Below are 24,161 nucleotides of genomic sequence, written 5' to 3' on the forward strand. Positions count from 1 at the left end.
GGGACGCCGCCGGGCCTCGCACTCGATGGAGTCCGTGCTGACCGAGGCGGTGGCCCTGCTGGACGAGGCCGGCGCGCCCGCGCTGACCTTCCGCGCGCTCGCGCAGCGCCTGGGCGGCGGCGTCGCCAGCATCTACTGGTACGTCGCGAGCAAGGACGAACTGCTCGACCGCGCCACCGACCATGTGATGGGCACGGTGCTCGCCGAGATCGAGAAGCTCCCGGTCGGCGACGACCCCATCGAGGACCTGCGCGCGATGGCCCTGACGCTGTTCGACGCGGTCGTGGAGAGGCCCTGGCTCGGCGCGTACTTCATGCGCAACACCGATGTGCAGAGCAATTCCCTGCGTGTGTTAGAGACGCTGGGCCGGCAGACGCTTCGTCTGAAGCTCGACGCGCGTCAGCGGTTCCACGCCGTCTCCGCGGTCGTCGGGGTCGTGGTCGGCTCCGCCGTCGACATGGGGCAGGAGCCGCCGGAGGAGATCCTCGACGGCGCCGTGAACCGCGAGGAATACCTCGGCCGGTTCGCCGCGGCCTGGCGGGGGCTCGATCCGGAGGACTACCCCTTCGTCCACGAGATCGTCGACGAGTTCGACGGCCACGACGACGTGGACCAGTTCCGCTCCGCGCTGGACCTGACCCTGGCCGGCCTGCGCCTGCAGGCCGGAGCGTAACCCCTGCGGCTCAGTGGCCCTGTCGGCGCCGCGCGTCGAACCGGCGCAGCACCCGTATCACGCGCCACGCCCCGGCCGCCGCTCCGAGCAGCGTGCCTGCGGTCAGTGTGTGGTCACGTGCCGGGCCGGTGACGTCGAACACCAGGGCGGCGCCGAAGGACGCCGCGAAGACGGCCGCCCCCAGCGCGGCGGCCGTCACCAGAGCGAAGACGATCTCCACCGTCATCGCGTCCTTCTCCCACCGCGACTCGCGCCCCAAGTCCATGGCGCAAGTCTCGCAGCGCGGTCAACCCCTGCGGCAGGGAAGGGGCGTGGGGGAGTGCTTCAGCTCACCGCCTTCCGGACGAGCGCGGTGATCTGCTCCTCGGCGGGCGAGGTCAGTTCGGTCAGGGCGTAGGCGGCCGGCCACATCGCGCCGTCGTCGAGTGCGGCCTGGTCGCTGAAGCCGAGCGTCGCGTAGCGGGACTTGAACTTCTCCGCGCTCTGGAAGTGGCAGACGATCTTGCCGTCCCTGGCGTACGCCGGCATGCCGTACCAGAGCTTCGGCGCCAGCTCCGGAGCGGCCTCTGTGATGATCTTGTGGATGCGCTCGGCGAGTACGCGGTCGGTGTCACCCATTTCGGCGATCTTCGCGAGGACGTCCTGCTCCGCTGCCGCCTCCTTTTCCGCGCGGGAGGCGCCGCGCCGGGAAGCCGCCTTCTTCTCCTCGCTGGCGTGCTCCTTCATCGCGGCCCGCTCCTCGGCGGTGAATCCGCTGTACTTCTCGGAGGACTTCGACGTCGGCATGGCAGGGGTTCCTCTCGTACGGGGAAGGCGGGGCGGAGAACGGGCGTGCGGGTCAGGCGCGGTCGGCGGGGGCGGCGGGCTCCCAGGCGAAGCCGTCCGGGTCGGTGAAGGCGCCGGCGGTGCCGCCGAGGACGATCCGGTGGGAGCCGGCCGCGACGTCCGGGACGCCGAGGTCCTTGGCGAGGGCGCGGCGCTTGTACAGGGCCAGCTTGACGGCGGAGGAATCGGCGGGCTGGAACTCGGCGTACTTCCCGCCGAAGCTCTTGCCGACGGTGAGGCCCCGGTCCACGTAGAACTGCTTGGTGGCCTTCACGTCCTGGACGCCGAGCAGCAGCACGAGCTCGTCGATCTCGCGGGTGGCGGGCCCGGTGTCCTTCTTGGACGAGGTCGCGATCTTCCAGATCGTCCCGTCCGGGGCCTGTACGACGCCGCCGTACCCCCACAGCGACTTCGCGGCCGGCTTCAGCACGGTGGCCCCGGCATCGACCGCCGCGGCGACGAAGCCGTCGACGGTGGCGGGCCCGGACACGGTCAGCGCCAGGGTGAAGCCGCGGAAGCCGGTGTCCTGGGCCTCTCGGGCCCGCAGCCGGATGTGCGTGTCCACACCGAAGGCGGCGTAGAAGCGGCGGGCCTCCTCGACGTCGGCCACCTCAAGGGTCAAGGAGGAGAGCGAGGCGGTGGGCTTGGTGTCAGTGGTGGTGTCCATGCACTTCACGTTAGGGGCCGGGCCGGTGCCTGGGCTTCTTGATTCCTGACCGCTCTCGCGACCCGCTGCGCCAGGCACGCCGGCAGCCCCTCGACGCCGGGCGCCACCGCCGCGCCCGCGCCGTCCGCCCCGCCCCGGGCCAGTCGGCGGAAGCGCTCCGGCGCCATACCGACCAGCTCGGTGAAGCGGGCGGCGAATATCCCCGGCGTCGCGCAGCCGACCGCCGCGCCCACGGCGTCGACGCCGAGATCGCCCCGGAGCAGCAGCGTCGCGCGGTCCACGCGGCGCGCCGTCAGATAGGCGTACGGGGACTGCCCGTAGACGGTCCGGAACCGCCGGCTGAGGCAGCCGGGGGCCATGTCCGCCCCGCGCGCGAGCGCCACCACGTCCAGCGGCGCGGCGTAGCTCCGTTCGATCAGATCGCGGACGCGGCGCAACCGCGCCACATCGGCCGGGCGCTGCCCCGGGGTACTTCGTACGGGTGAGATGTCCATGTCCAGCAGGCTAGGGAGGCCGCGGCGTCGCCTGCTTCTCGATTCCTGATCAGCCCGGCGGCCGGAGGCGCCGTCAGGCGCCCTGCCGCTTCCGGGTGGCGTAGGTGCGGGACTTGTTGCGGTTGCCGCACACCTTCATCGAGCACCAGCGGCGGCTGCGGTTCTTCGAGACGTCCCAGAACGCCCAGGCGCAGGTGTGCTCGGCGCACCGCTTGAGCCGGGCCGCGTCGCCGGTGGTGACCAGCTCGTTCCAGGCGATGGCCAGGGCCGCCAGGGGCCGGCGCTCCGGAGGCAGTCCCGGGGCGGCGGTGAGCGTGCCCCGGGCGGTGACCAGCACCGGGTGCGCGGCGAGGACCCGCTCGGCGGCGGCGAGCAGTGCGGGGTCGGGCGTGTCGCCCACGTGCGTGCCCAGCTCCTCCCTGAGCCCCGCGCGCAGGGCGAGGTAGTCGGCGTGCACGTCCGCCGCGAGCTCCGCCGGGGCGTCGAGCAGACCGCGTCCGGCGAGCCAGGCGGACAACCCGGCGGGGGCGGCGATCTCGTCGCTCGCCTCCTCCACGTCGACCGTGTTGGCGAAGGCTTCGACCAGGACGGCCGGGACCGGCTGCTCCAGCATGCGCGTCACTCCTTCCGCATCCCCGCCATTCTACCGGCTATCCGTTTTGCCGGTTGCGCGGTGCGGGCGGCCTGGGGCACAGTTCTCTCACCGGCTAACGCGTTAGCCGGTGAGACGGCTTGGTGCCGAGACGACCAGGGGGATGGACGGCCATGACCACGACAGCGCCCGAACACTCGGGCACCACGACCGGCCGGCGCGACACCAGGACGCGCCTCGGACGCCGTAACACCGCCGTCCTCGTGGCCTTCACCGCCGCGACCAACCTCGCCGACGGCGTGATGAAGATGGCGCTCCCTCTGCTCGCCGCCCAGCTCACCGGCTCACCGGCGCAAGTCACCGCCGTCTCCCTGACCCTGACGCTGCCGTGGCTGCTCATCGCCCTCCACATCGGCGTCCTCGTCGACCGTCTCGACCGCCGCCGGCTGCTGTGGACGGCGAACGCCATGCGCGTGGCCGCGATGGCCTGGCTCACCGTCGCCGCCCTCGACGGAGGTGTCGCGCTCCCCGTGCTCTTCGCCGCCGGTGCGGTCCTCGGCGTCGCCGACGTGGCGGCCTCGACCTCCGCATCCGCCCTGGTCCCGGCCGCGGTGCCGCCCGCCGGGCGCGAGCGGGCCAACGCCTGGATGGTGGGCGCGGAGACCGTGGGGCAGGAATTCGCGGGCCCCTTCGTCGGCGGGCTGCTCCTGGCCGCCGGAACCGGCCTCGCCCTGGGCGTGACAGGCGCCTCCTACACCCTCGCCGCCCTGTCCCTGCTCCTGCTCGTCGGCCGCTTCCGCCCCACCACGCCCGCCCCGGACACGGCACCCGCTTCGGTCAACAGCCGCATCGCGGAGGGCGTACGTTTCCTCTGGAACGACCGCCTGCTACGCACCCTGTCCCTGATCGTCGCCGTGCTCTCCGCCGTCTGGGGTGCCTGGCTGGCGCTCATGCCGCTCTACGCCCAGCAGGCCATGGGGCTCGGATCCCGTGAGTACGGCATCCTGCTCAGCGCCCTCGGCGTCGGCGGCCTGGCCGGTGCGCTGACGGTGACCCGGGTGAACCGGGTCCTCGGTGCCCGCCGCGCGATGTTCGCCGACCTGATCGGCACCATCGCCATGGTGGCGCTGCCGGCGCTCACGACGAGCCTCTGGGCGGTGGCGGCCGGCGCCTTCCTCGGCGGCATGGGCGGCACCCTCTGGTCGGTCAACGCCCGCACCCTCACGCAGCACAGGGTCCCGGACGAGATGCTCGGCCGCTACGGTGCGGCGTCCCGCCTCTTCAACTTCGGCGCCATGCCCCTGGGTGCGGCGCTCATGGGCCTCCTGGCCGAACTGGGCGGCATGCGTCTCGCGTTCGGGCTCTTCGCCGCCGCGACCGCGATGACGCCGGCGCTGTTCCTCCGGAACGTGCCCCGGATCGTCGCGCGGCCGGTCAGCTGACGAAAGGGGCCGAGGAGTCGACGAGATGGTCATGGGGGCGATGGCCGCCAGGCGCCCGTAGGTCCCGTGCTCTTCTGGAGGCGGTCCGGTCGTTTGCGCACATGGCCCGCTGTGTACGAGCCCGATCTCGGGGAACGGCTTTGAAGCGGAACCGCGATCCGGGCAATAGGGGAAGAGCAGGCATGACTGGCGATCAGGAAGACGCTCAGCGGGTGAGGGACGAGCTCGAAGCCGCTATCGGGCATTACATGGCGGCCGTGGCGAGCCGACTCCTCGATGAAGGGCTGCCCGTGGCCGCGATTTCGGCGTACGGGGACTACGACGACGACAGCCAGGACGACTTCGGCGCGGACGTGGAAGGGAGCGTGGAGTTCACCGACGGATTCTGCCACGCGGCCTTCGGCGGGGGCCGGGACGCGGGGCTGCTGTGGTGCGGTGTGTCGGGCTGGTGCTTCTTCCGCATACCCGAGGGCTCGGGCCAGAGTCTGCACGAGTCCGCCCGCTGGATGGGCGGCGGCCTGACGCCCGAACCCGGCCGGGTCGCCGCGTTCTTCTCCGAGGTCCGACTGGACCCGGACTTCGCGGGCAGCGAGGACCGGCCCTTCTATCGCACGTCGCACACGGAGCCGGGGGAGCTGCTGGAGCGGCTCGCGGTCTTCGAGGCGTACGAGGGCGCGGAGCAAGTCCCGGATCATGAGCGCCGGTTCGCGCGCCGGCGCGCCGACGCGTACGGGAAGCGTGTGCTGAGCGCTCTGGCGGCGGAGGAGCAGGAGGTCGTCGAGATGGTCTTCCGCAGCGGCGAGTTGCACGCGTTGCGTACGCTTCTGGAGTACGCGGAAGGGTCGGCGCCGCAGGGCGAGGCCCGGGAGCTCGCGCGGAGACTGGCCTCGGACCTTTCACTGCGGGCCCGGCACGGCCGGAAGGACGTGGACGAGCACTGCGCGGCGTTCGTCTACGCGAACGAGCGGCGCTGAACACACCCGCCCCTACGGCTGACCTGCCCGCCCCGTGGAACGGCACACGGACGCGAACCGTCCGGTGAAGGCGGACCACGCCGCGACGGCGGCCTTCTCGTCGGCCACCGCCCGAGCGTGCAGCCGGTCCCGGTCGAAGCCCTGGGCGGTCAGCCGGTCGCGGTCCCACGCGGCGATGCTCCGGGCCTCCGCCTCGGGGTGGAACTGCACGCCCCAGGCCCGCTCGCCCACCCTGAACGCCTGGTACGGGCAGCTGTCGCTGGACGCGAGCCAGACCGCCTCCGCCGGGAGGCGGGTGATCGCGTCGACGTGCCGCTCGATGGCGGGCACCGTCCCGGCCAGCTCCGAGAACAGCGGGTCGTGCGCGGCCTCGGGCCGCAGCCGGATGGTCGTGCTGCCGAACTCCGGCTCCCCGTACGCGCCTCGCACCGTCCCGCCCGCCACCTGGGCGAGCATCTGCCCGCCCAGGCAGATCCCCACCATCGGTGTGCCGTCCGCCAGCGCCTGCCCCACCAGGCGGCGGGTGGCGGCGAGCCAGGGCGCGTGTGCGTCGTCGTCGGGGAGGAAGCCGCCGCCCAGCACGACGAGCGGGCGGCCTCCGAGTGCGGAGGGCAGCGCCTCACCGGCGTACGGGCGCAGCACCCGCAGGCCGATTCCCGCCGCATCCAACCAGGCACCGACCCGCCCGGGACCCCCGCGTGCGGTGTTCTGCACGACCAGGACGGACACGGCACGTTCACCTCCTCGTCGAGGGCGGCCCGAGCGGCCCGGACAGGTCACGGCACCGGAATGCGGATGACGGGACGGAACGGGCGCTTGACGTACCCGCTGCGGACATTGCGGCAGGTCGGCGCCTCGCACATGAAGAACTCGTCCACCTTCGCGCGTCCGGTCTCACCTCTCAGCCAGCTCTTCTCCTCGTCCGTGAGGGGCCGGTGCATCTCGTCGGAATCGCACGTATGGCAGAACAAGGTCTGAGGCTTCATGTGATCTCCCAGAAGGTCCGGATGAGCCGGTGATCGACAGTAGAGAAGACCGGGGCCGCTCCGGAAGCCCCCATTCGGCGCACTTCCCTCGCGTGACACCGCCGTTGACAGGGCGTCACACCCTCCCCATGATGGGAGCGCTCCCACACCTCGCTCCATCCGCCGTGCCGCCGAGATCCCAGGAAGGATCACCCATGGCGCCAACGCACAGATCCCCGCAAGGTCCCCGCCACCTCGCACGCGCCGCCGCCGTCCTGGCCGCCTCGCTCGCCGTGCTGGCCTCGCTGACCGGCGCGGCCCCCGCCGCACCGCGGGCCGCCGCCGACGCGGACGTCGCCGTACAGGTCAACGCCCAGGCGTCGCTGGGCACGCTGACCGGCGCCGCCCGCGGGGTCAACACCGCCATCTGGGACGCGCACATGAACGACCCCGAAGTGGCGGACCTGATGACGGCGGCCGACGTCGGGGTGATGCGCTACCCGGGAGGTTCGTACGCGGACATCTACCACTGGGAGACGCACACGGCACCCGGCGGCTACGTCGCCCCGGGCACCGGCTTCGACGCCTTCATGGGCACCGTCCGCGCCGCCGGGGCACAGCCGATCCTCATCGCCAACTACGGCTCCGGCACCCCGCAGGAGGCGGCGGGCTGGGTCAGGTACGCGAACGTCACCAAGAAGTACGGCGCGAAGTACTGGGAGATCGGCAACGAGATCTACGGCAACGGCCACTACGGCAGCGGCTGGGAGAACGACGAGCACGAGGACAAGAGCCCGCAGGAGTACGCGCGCGAGGTGCGGGCCTACGCGGCCGCGATGAAGGCCGTCGACCCCACGGTGAAGATCGGCGCGGTCCTCACCAGCCCGGGGGAGTGGCCCGACGGCGTCGTCGGCGACGGCGATTCCGGCGACTGGAACCACACCGTGCTCCCGGCGGTCGCGGACGTCATCGACTTCGTCAGCGTCCACTGGTACGCGGGCGGCTCGGACACCACCGCCGACGCGGCCCTGTCGAGGCTGGCCAAGCTGCCCGGTGAACTCCGGGAAGTCCGCGGCCAGATCGACCGGGTCGCCGGCGCGCACGCACCCGACATCGGGATCGCGCTCACCGAGATCAACACCAACACCGGCGGCGCCCGGCTCACCGCCCGCCCCAACGGCCTGTTCGCCGCCGACGCGTTCATGACCGCGCTGGAGAACGGCGTGTTCAACGTCGACTGGTGGAACACCCACAACGGCGGCGGCGAGATCACCACCGTCGACGGGGAGACCGACTACGGCGACATGGGCATGCTGTCCAGCGGAGCCTGCACCGGCGACGTCTGCGAACCGGCACCGAACACCCCGTTCCACCCGTACTACGGCATGAAGATGACCGCCCGACTGGGCACCGCGGGCGACACGATGGTCGCCGCCGAGTCCTCCGCGCAGGACGTCTCGGCCCACGCCGTGCTCCGCGACGACGGCCGGCTGAGCGTCATGCTCGTCAACAAGGACCCGGACACCGCGCGTACCGTCGCCCTCGACTACGCCGGCTTCACCCCCTCCGCCACCGCGCCCGAGGTCAGCCGTTACGCACGCGGCGACAGCGACATCACCGAGGTCACCGGCGGCGACGCGGCCGCGACCCGGGTCACGGTGCCGCCGTACGCCCTGCTCACCGTGACCCTCGCACCGAAGGCCGGTACCGGCCCCGCCGCCTCGGCCGCGAGCACCCCGGGCACCCCGCGCCCGGACGCGGTCACCGACACCACCGCGCGCCTCAGCTGGGACGGTGCGACGGGCGCGACCCGTTACCTGGTCCAGGAGCGCGACGGCGCCCACACCCGCCTGATCGGCGAGACCACCGGCACCTCCGTCACCCTGCGGAACCTGCCGCCGGGCAGCACCCACACGGTCAACGTGCTGGCCGCCGACTCGGCGGGGCGGCTCTCCGGCCCGTCCTCGCCCCTGACCTTCACCACCGGCACCCCGGCGGACGCGGTCTGCTCGGTGACGTACCACCGTGACTCCAGCTGGGGCAACGGCTTCGTGACCACCGTGACCGTGCGGAACCTGGCGTCCACCCCGATCACGGGCTGGACGGTGGACTGGGACTGGCCGACCACCGGCCAGGCGGTGGACTCCGGCTGGAACGCCACGTTCCACCAGACCGGTTCCCATGTGCGGGTCACCGCTCCCGACGGCGCGGGCCCGCTGGCGCCGGACGGCGGGTCGACCGCCTCCTTCGGGTTCGTCGGCGCCAACGACGGCCCCAACCCCGACCCGGCCGTCTTCCGCCTGAACGGCGCGGTCTGCTCGGGCGGCTGACGCCCACGTGAGGGGAGCCCCCCGCCCGGGGCTCCCCTCACGTCACCCGGTCCGCACATGCGTGGCTCCTCGCATCGGCCCGCCGAACGTGGTCGGCTGGACCGAATGACCGCCGGGGCGAGGAGCGACATGACCGACGAGCACCGCCGGCCCACGGACGCCGTCGTCGTCGGAGCCGGACTGGCCGGACTGGCCTGCGCGCTGGATCTCTGCCGCTCCGGACTGAAGGTGGCCCTCCTGGAGGCCTCCGACTCGGTGGGCGGCCGGATGCGCACGGACCGCCGGGACGGCTTCCTGCTCGACCGCGGCTTCCAGGTGTTCAACACCTCGTATCCGCAGGTGAAGCGGCGCCTGGAGCTGAGGAGCCTGCGCCTGCGGCCGTTCACCGCGGGGATCATCGCCCACACCCGTACCGGCCCCGTCCGCCTCGCCGACCCGACGCGCGAACAGGGCGCGGTGGGCGCCCTGCTGCCGGGCCGGGTCCTCTCCGCCCGCGATCTGGGCGTACTGGCGGCACTCACGGCACGCGACGCGATGCTGCCCGCCTCCTCCGTCCGGCGCCGCCGCGACGAGACGACCTCGGCGGCGCTGTTCCGGGCCGGCCTGTCGGACGACGCGATCACCGGCGTGCTCCGCCCGTTCCTGGCAGGGGTGTTCCTGGAGGACGGCCTCGAAACCTCCGCCCGCTTCTTCCACCTCGTCTGGCGGAGCATGGTGCGCGGGACGCTGTGCCTGCCCGCCCAGGGCATCGGCGCCGTACCCCACCAGCTCGCCCAGAGCCTCCCCGACGGCGTACTGCGGCTCGGCACCCCCGTCGCCGGGATCACCGACACGGGCGTCGCCCTGGAGGACGGGAGCGAAGTCCCCGCGAGCATCGTCGTGGTGGCGACGGAACCGGCGGCCGCCGCCCGCCTGCTGCCGGACCTGACCGTGCCGGACACCCGCACCGTCACGACGTACTACCACGCCACGGACCGCACCCCGCTCGCCGAACCGACGCTGCTCGTGGACAGCACCGGGCCCGTCGTGAACACCTGCGTACTCAGCGAGGTCGCCCCCACGTACGCCCCTCCCGGCACCGCGCTGATCTCCACTTCCGTCCTGGGCGCCGACCTCCCGGGCCGGGCGCAGGCGGTGCTGCGGAGGCTGGCCGACCTGTACGCCACCGACACCAGCGGCTGGACGCGGATCGCCGCCTACACGGTCGAGGGCGCCCTGCCCGCCATGCGCCCGCCCTGGCCGCTGAGCCGCACCACCCGCGTCGGCCCGGGCCGCTACGTGTGCGGGGACCACCGGGCCACCGGCTCCGTCCAGGGCGCCCTCGCCTCGGGGACCCGGGCCGCCCGGGAGGTGGCGGCGGACCTGGCGCGCCGGGCATGAGCCGCTGCGACGTGGCCGTCGTCGGGGGCGGCGCGGCCGGCCTCAGCCTCGCGCACCGTCTGGCCGAGACCCGCGCCGCCACCGTGACCGTGATCGAGCCGCCGGACGGCCCGGCGCGCCCGGCGGAGCGGACCTGGTGCTACTGGCACGCGGAGCCGGACGGCCTCGACGAAGCCGTCAGCGCGTCCTGGTCCGTGCTGCGGGTGCACGGCGCCGACGGCCGCCCCGTCACCGTCGAACCGGCCCCCTTCACCTACCGGATGGTGCGCTCCGCCGACTTCGAGCGCATGGTCCACGGCCGGCTGGCCCGGGCGGACGGCGGCCGGGTGCTGCGGGCGACGGCGGACACGGTGCGCGGGGTGCCCGGCGGCGCGGAGGTCCGCTGCACGCTGCCGGACGGCTCCGCGGTGAACGTGCGCGCCCGTCGGGTGTTCGACTCCCGGCCCCTGCCCGCCCTGCCGCCCGCGCGCACCCGGCTGCTCCAGCACTTCCGGGGCTGGTTCGTCCGCACCTCCGCCGCCCGGTTCGATCCCGGGGTCGCCGACCTGATGGACTTCCGCGTCCCCCGGCCCGCCCACGGACTGGCCTTCGGCTACGTGCTGCCGCTGAGCCCGGACCGGGCGCTCGTGGAGTACACCGAGTTCTCCCGCCGCCCGCTGACCACCGAGGCGTACGAGTCGGCGCTCGGCCACTACTGCCGCGACGTCCTCCGGCTCGGCGCGTTCACGGTGGAGCGTACGGAGCAGGGCGTCATTCCGATGACCGACGCCCGCTTCCCGCACCGCGCCGGGCCGTCCGTGTTCCGGATCGGCACCGCGGGCGGCGCCACCCGCCCGTCCACCGGCTACACCTTCGCCGCCGTCCAACGGCAGAGCCGGGCCATCGCCGCGGCCCTGCGCGACGGGAGGGAGGCCGTCCCCGCCCCCCACGGCCGGCGGGCGCTCGCCATGGACGCGATCGTGCTCCGCGCACTGGACACCGGCCGGATCGACGGCCCGGACTTCTTCACCGGCCTGTTCCGCCGGGTCCCGGCCGAACGGCTGCTGAGGTTCCTCGACGGCACGGCCTCGCTCCGGGAGGAGTGGGGCATCGGGCTCCGCACCCCCATCCGGCCCATGCTCGCCACCGCCGCCGAACTTGCCTTCCTCCCGCGCCGGACCCGGTCCGCCGCCTCAGACGGAGAGAGCCACCGATGACCCTGCTGCGCGACCACGACCTGGCCCACGCCTTCGACCACGCCTCCCGCGCCTACGACGGCCTGACCTCGCTCAACCCCGGCTACCGCACCGACCTGCTGCGCTCGGCCCGCCGCCTCCGCCTCCCCGGCGGCGGTGCCGGACTGCACCTCCTCGACCTCGGCTGCGGCACCGGCGCCTCCACCCGCGCCCTGCTCACCGCCGCGCCCCTGGCCAGGATCACCGCCGTGGACGCGTCGGCGGGCATGCTGCGCCGCGCCCTGGCCAAGCCCTGGCCGGCCCGTGTGCGCTTCCTCCATCTGACCGCCGAGGAGCTGGCCACGGCCGGTGAAGGCCCCTTCGACGCGGTCTTCGCCGCCTACCTGTTCCGCAACGTCACCGATCCGGACGCGGTCCTCGGCTCCGTACGGACCCTGCTGGCGCCGGGCGGACGCTTCGCCGCACACGAGTACAGCCTCAGCGGGTCCCGGGCGCACCGCGCGCTGTGGACGGCGGTCTGCCACGGCGTGATCATCCCGGCGGGCACGCTCACCGGCGACCGGACCCTCTACCGCCATCTCTGGCGCAGCGTCCTCTCCTTCGACACCGCGCCCGTCTTCGCCCGCCGGCTCGCCCGGGCCGGTCTGACCTCGGTGCGGATCGCCCCCGTCGCCGGATGGCAGACGGGCATCGTGCACACCTTCCTCGCCCGCGACGGCCACCCGGCCCCGACACCGGAGCACGCCCCGTGAACGCCCGACCCCCCGCCGCCCGACGAGGCCGCGACCGCAAGGCCGAAGTCCTCCTGCCCGCACCGGGCGCACCACGCTTCCGACGAGGTGACGAACCGTCCGTCGCCGTCGTCGGCGGCGGAATCGCCGGCCTGGCCGCGGCGACCCTGCTGGCCGAGCGCGGCGCCCGGGTGACCCTGTACGAGAAGGACGACGCACTCGGCGGCCGCCTCTCCGGCCACCGCACCGTACTGGCCGACGGCTCACCGGTGACGATGACCCGCGGCTTCCACGCGTTCTTCCGCCAGTACTACAACCTGCGCGGCCTGCTCCGGCGTACCGACCCCGCCCTCGCCCGCCTCGTCCCACTGCCCGACTACCCCCTGCGGCACAGCGGCGGCCTGACCGACAGCTTCGCCCGGGTGCCGAGGACACCGCCCTTCAGCGCGCTCGGCTTCGTCGCGCTCAGCCCCACCTTCGGATGGCGGGACCTGGCCGCCATGGACCCACGCGCCGCGCTCCCGCTCCTCGACGTCCGGGTGCCCGAGGTGTACGAGCGCTTCGACCGTGTCGGCGCCACCGCCTTCCTGGAGAGCGTGCGCTTCCCGGAGGCCGCTCACCATCTGGCGTTCGAGGTGTTCTCGCGCAGCTTCTTCGCCGACCCGGACCGGCTGTCCGCCGCCGAGCTGCTCCTGATGTTCCACATCTACTTCCTCGGCTCTTCCGAGGGCCTGCTCTTCGACGTACCGGCCGAGCCCTTCCCGCAGGCGCTCTGGGAACCGCTCGCCGGGTACGCCGTAAGCCTGGGCGCGGTCATCCGGACCGGGACGCCCGTTCACCGCATCGCCCCTCGTGACGGCGGCGGGGCCCACGTACACACCGGTACCGGCGCCCACCGGCACGACGCCGTGGTGCTCGCCCTCGACACCGAGGGCCTGCGGCACACCGTGGCCGCGTCGCCCGGCCTCGGCACCGGCCCCTGGCGCGACGGGATCGCCGCCCTGCGCACCGCACCGCCCTTCCTCGTCTCGCGGCTCTGGCTCGACCGCCCCGTGCGCGCGGACCGGCCAGGCTTCCTCGGCACCAGCGGCTACGACGGCCTCGACAACATCAGCGTCCTGGAACGCTACGAGGGCGAGGCCGCCCGCTGGGCCGCGCGCACCGGGGGCTCCGTCGTGGAACTGCACGCGTACGCCGTCGATCCCGGCGCCGAACACAAGGAGGTCCAGGAACGGCTGATCGACCGGCTGCACCGCGTGTACCCGGAGACCCGCGACGCGCGCGTGGTCGACTCCCGGCACGAATGGCGCGCCGACTGCCCGCTCTTCGAGGCCGGCACGTACCCCCTGCGCCCCACCGTGCGCACCCCGCACCCCTGGCTCGCCCTCGCCGGGGACGCGATCCGCTGCGACCTGCCCGTCGCCCTCATGGAACGGGCCGCCACCACGGGCTTCCTGGCGGCGAATGCCCTGCTCGCCGACCGGGGCGTGCGGGGCCAGGTGCTGTGGACGGTGCCCCGGCGAGGCCGCTCCCGCGCACTCCGGGCGCTCGCCGCCGCACGGCGTGCCTGAAACGCCTCAGCCCGGGAAGCGCCCGGTGCTGCGCAGCGCCCAGCGCCTCTCCGCGTATGCCAGGTCGTCCACCCACAGCCGCCCGGCGGTACGGCGCATCAGTGGCCGCAGCACCGGGGCGACGGCCCGGGCGAGCGCGAAGCCCGGCCGGTCCGACGCGGCGACGGTCGCCTCGACGACGGCGGTGCGCGGGCGCTCGTGATCCGGGCGGGTCAGGGGTGTCGCGTGCGTCTCCACCACGGAGGACGCGCCCTCGCCGTCCGTGATGCGCATGACGACGGTGCGCGGTCCCGGCGCCGTGAACTCGGCCCGCACCGGCACCACCAGGCGCCCCGCCACCCGGAAGGACACATCGACCACGAACGCGTCGTCCCCGTCGCCCTCCGGCTCCCGCACCACCGACAGATCGATGAACGAGTACGGGTGGAACCACGAACCGTGCCACGGGTCGAGCCGGTTGGCCACCACGTCCTGCGGTTCGCACCGACCGACCGCCGTGAACACCGCGTCCACCGCGCCACCGCGCGCCGGCCGCACGGGCACCACGGGACGGTCGGTGGGCTTCTCGCCGCCCACCTCGTCAAGGCGCACCCACACGAGTAGGCCGTCGTCGTGCACCGGGAACGGCTGCCAGCCCGCGAACGGCGCGCCGTCCAGGGCGAGTCCGTGCCAGTGGCACACCAGCGTCCCGCACACGACCCGGCTGTCCCGCAGCGGTGCACCCAGGTGCGGGCAGACACCGGACCCGGCGCGCAGCCCACCGCCTTGTGTCCGCCACAGCACGACCTCGGTGCCGCCGACCGTCCGGCCGTACGGGCGCTCCCCGACGCGCACGTCGCGTGAGGCGCCCACCACGTACCAGTTGCCGGACGGGCGGGTCGTCGCCCGCTTCAGCGCCCCGGCGACGAGCCCCGGCCGCGCCTCGCGCCACGTCGGCTCCTGCGCCGCCCAGCCGGGGCCGGAACCCCGCAGCCGCAGCGGCGGCGACCACCGCATCCCGTTCCGCCGGGTCACCGCACCGGCTCCTTCCGCCCGGCCGCACCCTGCGCCACCGTCCGGCCGCGCGCCCGCCACCTGGCCGCCGCCACGCGCAGCACGCCGGCGGCGGTCGTCGCGGCGCGCCGCCGCCGGGAGACCACCGCACGCCGGTGCAGGACGCGGTAGTCCTGCTCGGCGACCGCGTCGAGGATTCCGCCGTAGAGGGTGAACGCCGCGCGGATACAGGGGCGCACCCGGGGGTCGAGCATGCCGATGCCCGGCTCCGCCGTCCGGTACACCCCGCGCGTCAGCTCCGCCGCGGCCACCAGCGCGGCCCGGATGCGGGCGTCCTCGCGCCCGGTGCGCCGGCTCCACTCCAGCAGTGCCCGGTCCACGCCGTGGGAGGACAGCAGGTCTCCGGGCAGGTAGACGCGGCCCCGGTCGAGGTCCTCGCCCACGTCCCGTACGAAGTTGGTGAGCTGGAACGCGACCCCCAGCGCGGCCGCGTGCGGCTCGGCCTCCTGCCGGGGCACGACCGTACCGAGCACCGGCAGCATCTGCAGACCGATCACCGCGGCCGAACCGTGCACGTATGTCTGCAGGTCGGCATAGGTGGGGTAGTGGGTGACGGTCAGGTCGGCCCGTATCGAGGCCATGAAGTCGGCGAACAGTTCGTGGCCGATGCCGTACCGCTCGGCGGTGTCGGCCACGGCCCGGACCACCGGTTCGTCCCCGGTGCCGGTCCGCAGCCCGTGCGCCAGATCGCGTTCGAGGCGCAGCAGCAGCCGGTCGCGCTCCGCGGGCGACCGGTGCCGGTCCAGGTCGTCGACGATGTCGTCGGCCCAGCGGGCGAAGCCGTACAGGGCGTGCACGGCGGAGCGCCGCTCGGGAGGCAGCAGCCGGGTGGCGAGGAAGTAGGTACGGCCGTGGCGGGCGTTCAGCTGCCGGCACCGGGCGTACGCGGTGCGCAGCCCGGGGTCGGTGATGCCGGCCGCGTCCAGTTCACGACGGGTCATCGGCACCTGCCCCGACCAGAGGGGACGCGCCGGTGCGTGCCCGGCGGGGACGGGGCCCGGCGACACCGGTGATCCGGGCGGCGGCCAGCTTGCCGCTGATGAGCACCGTCGGCACGCCGACACCCGGCGTCGTGCCGCACCCCGCCAGCACCGCGTTCTCCGTCCCCCGCACGAGGTTGCGCGGACGGAAGGGACCGGTCTGGGCGAAGGTGTGCGACAGGGAGAACGGACTGCCGGCGGAGTGGCCCCGGGCCGTCCAGTCGAGCGGGGTCACCAGAAGCTCCTCCTCGATGCTGTCCGCGAAGCCGTCCAGGCCCCGGCGTTCGAGTTCGCGGACCAGGGTGTCGCGGTAGCGCGGGCCGAGATCCGCCCACGCGGTGGCCGGGGGGCCGGTCGTGGTGTTGGGGCAGGGGGCGAGGACGTAGTGCAGATGACGGCCCGGGGGCGCGAGCGACGGGTCGTGCGCCGTGGGGCGCGTGATCAGCAGCGAGGGGTCGCTCATCAGCGCGCCGGTGCGCGTCAGCTCCTCGAACGTCCGCTCCCAGGCGGCGCCGAACGAGAGGGTGTGGTGGGCGAGGTGCGGCCAGGTGCGGTCGGTGCCGGCGTGCAGGACCACGGCGGACGGCGCGTGGCGCGGCCGGACCGGGCGCCGGGGCCGGTGCCCCAGCAGCTCGTACGCGGTGGGCAGTTCGCAGGTCAGCACCACCGCGTCGCAGGCGATGCGCTCGCCGGAGGTCAGCCGCACGGCCCGTACCCGCCCCGCCGAACGCTCCAGCGCGCTCACCTCGGCCGCCCACCGCAGGTCGGCGCCCGCGTCCGTCGCCGCGTCGGCCATGGCCCGGGGGAGCGCGTGCATCCCGCCCTTCGGGAACCAGACGCCGGCCACGGTGTCCATGTAGGCGATCACGGCGTAGGCCGCGAGCGCTCTGGCCGGAGCCACACCGGCGTACAGCGACTGGAACGAGAAGACGCGGCGCAGGCGTTCGTCGGAGAGGAAGCGGCCGATCCGGCCGTCCAGCCGTCCGAACCCGCCCAGCGCCGCGAGCCGGGCCAGATCGGGATGCAGCAGCCCGAACGGCGAGTCGAAGTTCGTGTCGATGAAGCGGCTCATCTGCGCCCGGTACAGGCGCTCCAGCCACCTCCGCAGGTCGCGGTAGCCCGCCGCCTCCGCGGGCCCGGCGAAGCGCCGCACCTCCGCCTCCATGGCCTCGCCTTCGGTGTGCACGTCCAGCGAGGACCCGTCCGCGAAGCAGGCCCGGTAGGCGGGGTGCAGGGCCGTCAGCTCGACCCGGCGGTACAGGCTGTCGCCCACGGCGGCGAACGCCTCGTCCGCCAGATGCGGCATCGTCAGGACGGTGGGACCGGTGTCGATCGCGAACCCGCCCAGCCGCGTCCGCCCCGCCCGGCCGCCGGGACCGGCATCCCGTTCGACCACGGTGACCCGGCGGCCCGCCCCCAGCAGATGCAGGGCACAGGCCAGCCCGGACAACCCCGCGCCCACCACGACGACATGGCCCGTGGGGCCCGGCACGCCCTTCATCCGGCCTCCCCGTCCGGCGGTCCGGGCATGCGCGGCCCCCTCTTCGCTCGCGTTCGGCACGCACGCCGGCCTCCTGCCGGAACGTGTATCGGCCGATCTCACCCCGGCCACCGCCGAATGCGACGATCAGGACGGCGTGTCGCCCCGCGTGTCCTCCGGTCGGCGTACGTCCCGAGCGCCGATCACCCGTCGCCCTCCGGGCGGGCGGCGACCCCGTCGAGCAGGTTGGTGACGAGCGCCGTGACGAATGCGTCGGTGACGGGTTCGTCGGGGATCAGGAGGCGGTGGTACACGGCGCCCCACAGCTGGTCCACCAGGACCCGCACATCGATGCCCGCACGGATCTGGCCCGCCGCCCGGGCCTGTTGGAGGCGTTCGCCCGCGAGGCGGCGGCGGTGCGCCGAGTACAGCTTCCGGTAGGCGTCGGCGAGTCCGGGGTCGGTCTGCGAGGCGCCGATGAGCTCGGTCAGGACGCGTCCGCCGGGCGTACGGGTCATCAGGCGGGCGAACGCGCGCAGTTGGGTGAGGAGGTCGGCGCGGATGTCCCCGGTGTCGGGGAACGCCAGCGTGTCCTCGGCGGCGTGGAAGTACCCGTCGAGCGCGAGTGCCCCGATGGAGGGCCACCACTTGTACAGGGTGGTCCTGCTGGCGCCCGAGGTCTTGGCGACCCGTTCGTAGCTGAGCCCGGACATCCCCTCGGTCAGGAGCAAATGCCCGACGGCGTCCAGGACTTCGGCCCGGACCTCGTCCGCCGGGCGTCGACCCCGGCCTCTGCCCCTCGGCCCGCCGGGGCCCCTCGCCGCGTCCGGCACGTCGCTGCTCCTGATCGTAGAAGGAAGGGGGCCGCGGCCGTGATCACGCGAGGCCGCCGTTGGCGTACAGCACCTGGCCGTTGATCCAGCGGGCGGGGCCCGCGAGGAACGCGACGGTTTCGGCGATGTCCTCCGGCCGGCCCAGGCGTTCCAGTGGGGCCGCCTTGGCGAGCCTGTCCACGGTGTCCTCGTCCTTGCCCCGGAGGAAGAGGGGAGTGGCGGTGGGGCCGGGCGCCACGGCGTTGACCGTGATGTCGCGGCCGCGCAGCTCCCTGGCGAGGACGAGCGTCATGGCCTCCACGGCGGCCTTGCTGGCCACGTACGCGCCGTATTCGGGGAACTGGGTGCGGACCACGGAGGTCGAGAAGTTGATGATCGCGCCGCCGGGGCGCACGGTGCGCGCGGCCTGCTGGGAGACGACGAACGTGCCGCGGATGTTGGTGCGGTGCATACGGTCCAGCTCGGCGAGGTCGAAGGTCTCGACCGGGGCCAGGATCATGATGCCGGCCGTGTTGACCACGACATCCAGGCCACCGAACGCGGCCCCCACGGTCTCGAAAGCGGCGCGCATCGCGTCCTCGTCGGCGACATCGCCGCCCACGGCGAGCGCCCGGCCGCCGGACGCGGTGATGGCCGCGACGGTCTGCTCCGCCTTCGCCCTGTTTCCGGAGTAGTGGACGGCGACCGGGATTCCGTCCTCGGCCAGCCGCTGCGCCACCGCGCGGCCGATGCCGCCGGAACCGCCGGTGACGAGGGCGACGCGGTCGGATGTGGGCGTGTTCATGAAGGTCTCCTCGCTGGTCCACGGCTATATGAACGTCACGTCCATATAAGCATCATATGAACGCGGCGTCCATATGGGGGTGGGTGAACCGCCGAGGTGGGTGGCATATAAGGTGTGCCTTACCTAACGGTTTAATGCTGAACAAGCAATGCTCTGGGAGTACCTCATGCTTTTCCGAAAGCACGGTCTGGCCGCGGCCTGCGTCGTCCTGGTCGCCCTGGCCTCGCTGTCGGCCTGCGGCAGCGACGGCGGCCAGGCGAACGGATCCGCCGCCTCCGGGGCGGCCAAGGATTCGAAGTCGGTGGCCCAGGGAGGCAAGGACTTCGGGGACGCGGCAGCGGAGACCGCCGCGATGGGCACGGACGCCAAGCCCGGCCAGTGGCCGCGGACCATCCGCCACGCCATGGGCAGGACCGTGGTCGAGCACCGCCCCGAACGCGTGGTCGTCCTCGATGTGGGCGAGCTCGATAACGTTGTCTCGCTCGGCGTGAAGCCGGTCGGCCTCGCCCCGAGCGAGGGCTCTCCCGAACTGCCCGGCTACCTCAAGGGCCACGCGGGCAAGCCGGCGAACGTCGGCACCATCAACAGCCTCAACCTGGAGGCCATCGCAGCGCTCAAGCCCGACCTCATCCTGGGCAGCCAGCTGCGCGCCGCCAAGTCCTACGACGAGCTGTCGCAGATCGCGCCGACCGTCTTCTCCATCCGACCCGGCTTCACCTGGAAGGAGAACTACCTCCTCAACGCGGCCGCCCTCGACAAGACCGCCGTGGCCGAGAAGAAGCTCGCCGCCTACGAGTCGAGGACGAAGGAGATCTCGGCCCGGCTGGGCGCCGACAAGCCGACCGTGTCCATGCTGCGCTACATGACCGAGGGCAAGATCCGCCTCTACGGCAACGACTCCTTCATCGGCACCATCCTCAAGGACATCGGCATCCCCCGGCCCGAGAACCAGGACATCGCCGACCTGGCGACCGAGATCAGCGCCGAGAACATCGACCAGGCCGACGCCGATTACATCTTCACCGGCGTGTACGGAAGCCCCAAGGCCACCCAGAAGAGCGAGGTCCAGCGCAACCCGCTCTGGAAGAACCTGAACGCCGTCAAGAAGGGCCATGCCTACGACGTACCGGACGAGACCTGGTACCTCGGACTCGGTGTCACCGCGGCCGACACCGTCCTGGACGACCTGGAGAAGTACCTCACCAGCTGAGGCGGCACGCTCTCCGTCCGCGGAAGCACCCGCAAGGTCCGGGGCAGCACCCCGCAAACAAGGAAAGTGAGTGCGGCACATGGCGCGAACGAATCGGCGCCGCCTCGTCCACCTGACGACGTGTCTGGCACTGCTGCTCGTCGCCGTACTGCTGAGCCTCGCCGTGGGCAGCCGGGCGGTCGCGCCCGGCGAGGCCGTCTCGGCACTGCTGCACGGCGGCAGCAGCGACAACGCCCAGGTGGTCAGGGCCATGCGCGTCCCGCGCACCGTCATCGGCATCCTCGCCGGCGCCGCGCTCGCGGTGGCGGGCACCATGATGCAGGGCATCACCCGCAACCCGATCGCCGAACCGGGCATCCTCGGCGTCAGCCAGGGGGCGTCGGTCGGCGTGGTGTGCGCCCTCACCTTCTGCGGGGTGCACACCCTCACGGGCTACATCTGGTTCGCGTTCGCCGGTGCCGCGCTGGCCGCCGTCGCGGTCTACGCCGTCGCCGCAGGCGGCTACCGCGGCGCCTCACCCGTGAAGCTCGCGCTCTCCGGCGCCGCGATGAACGCCCTCCTGGGCGCGGTGGTCTCCGCGGTCGTCACCACGGACGCCCGCGCCCTGGACGAGTTCCGGTTCTGGCAGGTCGGCTCCATCGACGGCCGGGGCCCCGAAGTCATCGCCCAGATCTGGCCGTTCGTCCTGGCCGGACTCGTACTGAGTGCGGTCCTGGCCCGCGGCCTGGACGCGCTCGCCCTCGGCGACGAGGCCGCCAAGGGGCTCGGCCACAACGTGGGCCTGCTGCGGGTGGGCGGCGCGGCGGCGGCGACCGTGCTGACCGGCGCCGCGGTCGCCGCCGCCGGCCCGATCGCCTTCACCGGTCTGGCCGTTCCGCACATCGCGCGCGCCCTGGTCGGCACCGCGCACCGCTGGGTACTGCCGGTGGCGGCCGTGCTCGGGCCGGTGATGATCCTGCTCTCCGATGTGCTCGGCCGCATCGTGTTCCCGCCCTCGGAGGTGCCGGTCGCCGTGATGACCGCGCTGCTCGGTGTCCCGTTTCTCATCGCGCTCGTACGGCGCAGGGCGGTGGTCGCCGCATGAACCGCACCGCACCGGCCGCGCCCCGGGTGCGCCCGGCCGGGCACACCGTGCTGCGCCCGGGACGCGCCAGCTTCCTCGTCCACCGCAGAGCGGCTCTCGTGGCCGTCGCGCTCGCCGTACTGCTGCTGGCCGCCGTGGTGGCGTACCTGTGCGTCGGCGAGTCCTTCGTGCGGCCCGGGTCGGTCGTGGACGTCCTGCTCAGCAGGCCGAGCCCCGACACGTTCGTCGTCGGCACCCTGCGGCTGCCGCGTCTGACCGTCGGACTGCTGGCCGGGCTCGCTTTCGGGATGGCCGGCGCGCTGATCCAGACCGTGGCCCGCAACCCCCTGGCCAGCCCCGACATCATCGGGGTGACCCACGGGGCGGGCGCCGCGACGGTCGCGGCGATGAGCTTCGGCCTGGCCGGCTACACCGCGCTGCCCTACGTATCCGTCGCCGGCGGCCTGGCGGCGGCGCTGCTGGTGTACGCCTTCGCCTGGCGACGCGGCATGCACGCCGCGCGCTTCGTGCTCATCGGCATCGGGGTCTCCGTCGCGCTCGGCTCGCTGACGCAGCTGTTCCTCACCAAGGGCGACTACCTCGTCGCCCAGCAGGCGAAGGTCTGGCTCACCGGTTCGCTCAACAGCCGGGGTTACGAGGAGGCCGCACCGCTCGCGACGGTCCTGCTCCTGGCGATCCCCGCGGTGCTGTGGGCGGCCAGGGCCCAGGGCGGGGCGTCCCTGGACGACGACACAGCGGTCGCGCTGGGCATCCGGCTGGACCGGGTGCGGCTCGGCCTGACCGTCCTCGGCATCGTGCTGGCCTCCGTGGCCACCGGCGCATCCGGCCCCGTCGACTTCGTGGCCCTGCTCGCACCGCAGATCGCCCGCCGGCTCTCCCGTACGCCACACACTCCGCTGCTGTCCTCGGCGCTCACCGGGGCCCTGGTCGTCGTGGTCGCGGACCTGCTGGCGCGGCGTCTGTTCTCACCCGTCGAACTCCCCGTCGGCGTCCTCACCGCAGCGGTGGGCGCCCCTTACCTGATGTGGCTGATCGCGCGCGGCCGCAGCCGTTCCGGAGGCACCTCATGACCCGCAGCCGACTCGCCGCCCGGTCCCTGACGCTGGCGTACGAGGACCGCACCGTCGTCGACGGACTGGACCTGGAGATCCCGGACGGGCAGGTCACGGTCATCGTGGGACCCAACGCGTGCGGCAAGTCCACACTGCTGCGCGCCCTGGGCCGGCTGCTCAAGCCCAGCGGCGGATCCGTCCTGCTCGACGGCGCGGAGCTCGCCGGGCTGCCCGGCCGCCGGATCGCCCGGACCATCGGCGTGCTTCCGCAGAGCCCCGTCCCGCCCGAAGGCATCACGGTCGCCGACCTGGTGGCGCGCGGCCGTCAGCCGTACCAGAAATGGTGGCAGCAGTGGTCCGAGGCCGACGAACGCGCCGTCACGGAGGCTCTGGAGCACACCGGCACCGGCGCGCTCGCCGACCGCTCGGTGGACGAACTCTCCGGTGGCCAGCGGCAACGCGTGTGGATCGCGATGGCCCTGGCGCAGGAGACCGAGATCCTTCTGCTGGACGAGCCGACCACCTACCTCGACATCGCCCACCAGGTGGAGGTGCTCGACCTGGTGCGCCGCCTCAACCACGAGCGCGGCCGCACCGTCGTCGCCGTACTCCACGACCTCAACCAGGCCGCGCGCTACGCCGACCACCTCGTCGCCATGCGCGACGGGCGGATCGTCGCCCAGGGGCCGCCGTCCGGCGTCGTCACCTCCGGTCTGGTCCGCACGGTCTTCGGTCTCGACGCGACCGTCGTCCCCGACCCGGTCACGGGCAGCCCCCTGGTGGTGCCCGGCGCCCCGTGGCGGCCCGCCGGGGACGGTCAGGTGACGGGGACGCCCGGGTTGACCAGCCCGGCTCCGCCGGTCACCCGGTTGTCCGAGGTCACCGTGGCGGGACAGCCCGAGGAGTAGTTGGTGATGTCGATGGCGAAGCGGGTGGGGCCCGTGGCGCCGGTCAGGTCGGCGGTGTTGTTCCGGAAGACCGTGCCGCAGCCCCAGCCCGGGTCCTGGGTGTGGGTCTGGAAGCCGTCGTTGGTCGTGCCGGTGCCCCGGTTGTTCTCGACCGTGTAGCCGTTGCCCTTGATGTCGACCCAGGAATCGTCGTAGTTGGCCCCGGTGAGGCCGTCGCCGTCGAAGGTGTTCCCGGAGATCAGACCGCCGGTGGTGCCTTCCTTGACGTCGATGTTCTCGCCGCCGATGCCGGGCCCGATGACGTTGCCGACGATGCGGACGTGGTCGCTGGCGTCCGTGAGGGTGTTCGCCGTGCCGACGTACACACCTTCGCCCATTCCGTTGCCCGACAGGCCCGTGTCGTGGATGAAGGAGTTCTGTACGACCCCGTAGCCGCTCGACGTCCGGAAGTGGATGCCCTCCATGGTGGTGTGGTGGATCTCCACCGAGTCGGCCACGACATGGTCGGACGCGTCGATCATGATGCCTTTCTGGCCGCCGGTGACGGTGATGCCCCGGATCACCCAGTAGGGCGCGCCCGTGAGCTGGATGCCGTTCCCGCCGCCCGAGGGAGTGGTGAGGACCGCGGCCCGCGAGCCGGTCAGGGTGATCGGCGCGCTCGCGGTGCCACCCCGGGTGATCTTGAAGTTGCCCGAGTAGGAGCCGTCCGCCAGCTCGATCGTCTGCCCCGGAACGGCGGCGGCCAGCGCGGCCTTGAGCTCCTTTCCGTTCGTCACCCTGACCGCCGCCGCGTCGGCGCTCCCGTTCGCGGCCGAGGCGGCACCGGGGGCGGAGAGCAGACCGGCGCCGACGAGCACGGCGGCCACGGCGGTGCGCCGAATGGGACGCCCGGACCGGCCGGAGGGGGAAGGGCTGTGAAGCATGGCGAGACCTCACCGTCTTGGCAGGGGCACAACAA

At 73.3% G+C, this 24,161-nt stretch carries 25 protein-coding genes; 12 read left to right on the top strand and 13 right to left on the bottom strand.

The window, feature by feature from the left end:
* Window positions 1-25: 25 nt before the first annotated feature.
* A complete protein-coding gene (locus ACFZAT_RS24835; RefSeq protein WP_391267272.1) occupies window positions 26-673 on the top strand; it encodes a TetR family transcriptional regulator in 648 nt (215 codons plus the stop codon).
* Window positions 674-683: 10 nt separating this feature from the next.
* Here ACFZAT_RS24835 and ACFZAT_RS24840 read toward each other — a convergent pair whose 3' ends face one another.
* The 5 genes from ACFZAT_RS24840 to ACFZAT_RS24860 all read right to left on the bottom strand — a co-directional run bounded on the left by ACFZAT_RS24840 (window position 684) and on the right by ACFZAT_RS24860 (window position 3,272).
* Window positions 684-938 carry a DUF6332 family protein gene (locus ACFZAT_RS24840; RefSeq protein ID WP_391267162.1) on the bottom strand — a complete coding sequence of 85 codons (255 nt, stop codon included), beginning with the start codon at window positions 936-938 and terminating at the stop codon, window positions 684-686.
* Between the two features lie 59 nt (window positions 939-997).
* Complete coding sequence (locus ACFZAT_RS24845; RefSeq protein WP_391267164.1) at window positions 998-1,459, bottom strand: iron chaperone; 462 nt, start codon at window positions 1,457-1,459, stop codon at window positions 998-1,000.
* Window positions 1,460-1,511: 52 nt separating this feature from the next.
* A complete protein-coding gene (locus ACFZAT_RS24850) occupies window positions 1,512-2,165 on the bottom strand; it encodes a glyoxalase (RefSeq protein ID WP_391267167.1) in 654 nt (217 codons plus the stop codon).
* Between the two features lie 5 nt (window positions 2,166-2,170).
* Window positions 2,171-2,659 carry a helix-turn-helix domain-containing protein gene (locus ACFZAT_RS24855; protein WP_391267169.1) on the bottom strand — a complete coding sequence of 163 codons (489 nt, stop codon included), beginning with the start codon at window positions 2,657-2,659 and terminating at the stop codon, window positions 2,171-2,173.
* Window positions 2,660-2,732: 73 nt separating this feature from the next.
* Complete coding sequence (locus tag ACFZAT_RS24860) at window positions 2,733-3,272, bottom strand: CGNR zinc finger domain-containing protein (RefSeq protein ID WP_391267172.1); 540 nt, start codon at window positions 3,270-3,272, stop codon at window positions 2,733-2,735.
* 152 nt (window positions 3,273-3,424) lie between these two features.
* Between ACFZAT_RS24860 and ACFZAT_RS24865 the strand changes: the two genes are divergently transcribed.
* Together ACFZAT_RS24865 and ACFZAT_RS24870 are read left to right on the top strand one after the other, a co-directional pair.
* Window positions 3,425-4,693, top strand: coding sequence for an MFS transporter (locus ACFZAT_RS24865; protein WP_391267175.1), 1,269 nt, complete (start codon window positions 3,425-3,427; stop codon window positions 4,691-4,693).
* Window positions 4,694-4,875: 182 nt separating this feature from the next.
* Window positions 4,876-5,667: a hypothetical protein gene (locus tag ACFZAT_RS24870; RefSeq protein ID WP_391267177.1), complete on the top strand. Its 792-nt coding sequence runs from the start codon at window positions 4,876-4,878 to the stop codon at window positions 5,665-5,667.
* Between the two features lie 12 nt (window positions 5,668-5,679).
* Here the strand turns inward: ACFZAT_RS24870 and ACFZAT_RS24875 are convergent, their stop codons facing one another.
* Both ACFZAT_RS24875 and ACFZAT_RS24880 read right to left on the bottom strand, forming a co-directional pair.
* Entirely contained in the window at window positions 5,680-6,396 is a 717-nt protein-coding gene (locus tag ACFZAT_RS24875) for a gamma-glutamyl-gamma-aminobutyrate hydrolase family protein (protein WP_391267179.1), read from the bottom strand.
* A gap of 47 nt (window positions 6,397-6,443) precedes the next feature.
* Window positions 6,444-6,653, bottom strand: coding sequence for a hypothetical protein (locus tag ACFZAT_RS24880; RefSeq protein WP_391267181.1), 210 nt, complete (start codon window positions 6,651-6,653; stop codon window positions 6,444-6,446).
* A 194-nt stretch (window positions 6,654-6,847) separates the two neighbouring features.
* Here ACFZAT_RS24880 and ACFZAT_RS24885 point away from each other — a divergent pair, with 194 nt between their 5' ends.
* From ACFZAT_RS24885 to ACFZAT_RS24905, 5 genes are all read left to right on the top strand, one after another.
* A complete protein-coding gene (locus ACFZAT_RS24885) occupies window positions 6,848-8,962 on the top strand; it encodes a cellulose binding domain-containing protein (protein ID WP_391267182.1) in 2,115 nt (704 codons plus the stop codon).
* Between the two features lie 129 nt (window positions 8,963-9,091).
* Window positions 9,092-10,342 (top strand): FAD-dependent oxidoreductase, encoded by a 1,251-nt coding sequence (locus tag ACFZAT_RS24890; RefSeq protein WP_391267186.1) that lies wholly within the window; start codon window positions 9,092-9,094, stop codon window positions 10,340-10,342.
* Window positions 10,339-11,538, top strand: a complete 1,200-nt coding sequence (locus ACFZAT_RS24895) for a lycopene cyclase family protein (protein ID WP_391267190.1) — start codon at window positions 10,339-10,341, stop codon at window positions 11,536-11,538. Before ACFZAT_RS24890 ends, ACFZAT_RS24895 begins: the two co-directional genes overlap by 4 nt.
* Entirely contained in the window at window positions 11,535-12,269 is a 735-nt protein-coding gene (locus ACFZAT_RS24900; RefSeq protein ID WP_391267193.1) for a class I SAM-dependent methyltransferase, read from the top strand. The genes ACFZAT_RS24895 and ACFZAT_RS24900 overlap by 4 nt, the downstream gene beginning before the upstream one ends.
* The gene (locus tag ACFZAT_RS24905; protein ID WP_391267196.1) at window positions 12,266-13,819 is read left to right on the top strand and encodes an FAD-dependent oxidoreductase; all 1,554 of its coding nucleotides are present in this window, start codon (window positions 12,266-12,268) and stop codon (window positions 13,817-13,819) included. The genes ACFZAT_RS24900 and ACFZAT_RS24905 overlap by 4 nt, the downstream gene beginning before the upstream one ends.
* Window positions 13,820-13,825: 6 nt before the next feature.
* Here the strand turns inward: ACFZAT_RS24905 and ACFZAT_RS24910 are convergent, their stop codons facing one another.
* The 5 genes from ACFZAT_RS24910 to ACFZAT_RS24930 form a co-directional block, all read right to left on the bottom strand.
* The gene (locus ACFZAT_RS24910) at window positions 13,826-14,815 is read right to left on the bottom strand and encodes a DUF5914 domain-containing protein (RefSeq protein WP_391267274.1); all 990 of its coding nucleotides are present in this window, start codon (window positions 14,813-14,815) and stop codon (window positions 13,826-13,828) included.
* A gap of 14 nt (window positions 14,816-14,829) precedes the next feature.
* On the bottom strand, window positions 14,830-15,813 hold the full coding sequence (locus ACFZAT_RS24915) for a squalene/phytoene synthase family protein (protein ID WP_391267198.1): 984 nt from the start codon (window positions 15,811-15,813) through the stop codon (window positions 14,830-14,832).
* Window positions 15,800-17,353: a phytoene desaturase family protein gene (gene crtI / locus ACFZAT_RS24920; protein WP_391267201.1), complete on the bottom strand. Its 1,554-nt coding sequence runs from the start codon at window positions 17,351-17,353 to the stop codon at window positions 15,800-15,802. Before crtI ends, ACFZAT_RS24915 begins: the two co-directional genes overlap by 14 nt.
* Window positions 17,354-17,535: 182 nt before the next feature.
* Window positions 17,536-18,165 (bottom strand): TetR/AcrR family transcriptional regulator C-terminal ligand-binding domain-containing protein, encoded by a 630-nt coding sequence (locus ACFZAT_RS24925; protein ID WP_391267203.1) that lies wholly within the window; start codon window positions 18,163-18,165, stop codon window positions 17,536-17,538.
* Between the two features lie 43 nt (window positions 18,166-18,208).
* The gene (locus ACFZAT_RS24930) at window positions 18,209-18,949 is read right to left on the bottom strand and encodes an SDR family oxidoreductase (protein ID WP_391267207.1); all 741 of its coding nucleotides are present in this window, start codon (window positions 18,947-18,949) and stop codon (window positions 18,209-18,211) included.
* 166 nt (window positions 18,950-19,115) lie between these two features.
* Between ACFZAT_RS24930 and ACFZAT_RS24935 the strand changes: the two genes are divergently transcribed.
* The 4 genes from ACFZAT_RS24935 to ACFZAT_RS24950 all read left to right on the top strand — a co-directional run bounded on the left by ACFZAT_RS24935 (window position 19,116) and on the right by ACFZAT_RS24950 (window position 23,203).
* Window positions 19,116-20,159: an ABC transporter substrate-binding protein gene (locus ACFZAT_RS24935; protein WP_391267210.1), complete on the top strand. Its 1,044-nt coding sequence runs from the start codon at window positions 19,116-19,118 to the stop codon at window positions 20,157-20,159.
* Window positions 20,160-20,238: 79 nt separating this feature from the next.
* Entirely contained in the window at window positions 20,239-21,243 is a 1,005-nt protein-coding gene (locus ACFZAT_RS24940) for an iron chelate uptake ABC transporter family permease subunit (protein WP_391267214.1), read from the top strand.
* Window positions 21,240-22,313, top strand: a complete 1,074-nt coding sequence (locus tag ACFZAT_RS24945) for an iron chelate uptake ABC transporter family permease subunit (RefSeq protein ID WP_391267217.1) — start codon at window positions 21,240-21,242, stop codon at window positions 22,311-22,313. The genes ACFZAT_RS24940 and ACFZAT_RS24945 overlap by 4 nt, the downstream gene beginning before the upstream one ends.
* On the top strand, window positions 22,310-23,203 hold the full coding sequence (locus ACFZAT_RS24950; protein WP_391267220.1) for an ATP-binding cassette domain-containing protein: 894 nt from the start codon (window positions 22,310-22,312) through the stop codon (window positions 23,201-23,203). Before ACFZAT_RS24945 ends, ACFZAT_RS24950 begins: the two co-directional genes overlap by 4 nt.
* Here the strand turns inward: ACFZAT_RS24950 and ACFZAT_RS24955 are convergent.
* A complete protein-coding gene (locus ACFZAT_RS24955; protein WP_391267222.1) occupies window positions 23,113-24,126 on the bottom strand; it encodes a right-handed parallel beta-helix repeat-containing protein in 1,014 nt (337 codons plus the stop codon). The two genes, ACFZAT_RS24950 and ACFZAT_RS24955, sit on opposite strands and share 91 nt — an antisense overlap.
* Between the last annotated feature and the right edge of the window lie 35 nt (window positions 24,127-24,161).

It is taken from the genome of Streptomyces sp. NPDC008163 (assembly GCF_042956885.1).
In the GTDB taxonomy this organism is placed as follows: Bacteria; Actinomycetota; Actinomycetes; order Streptomycetales; family Streptomycetaceae; genus Streptomyces; species Streptomyces drozdowiczii_A.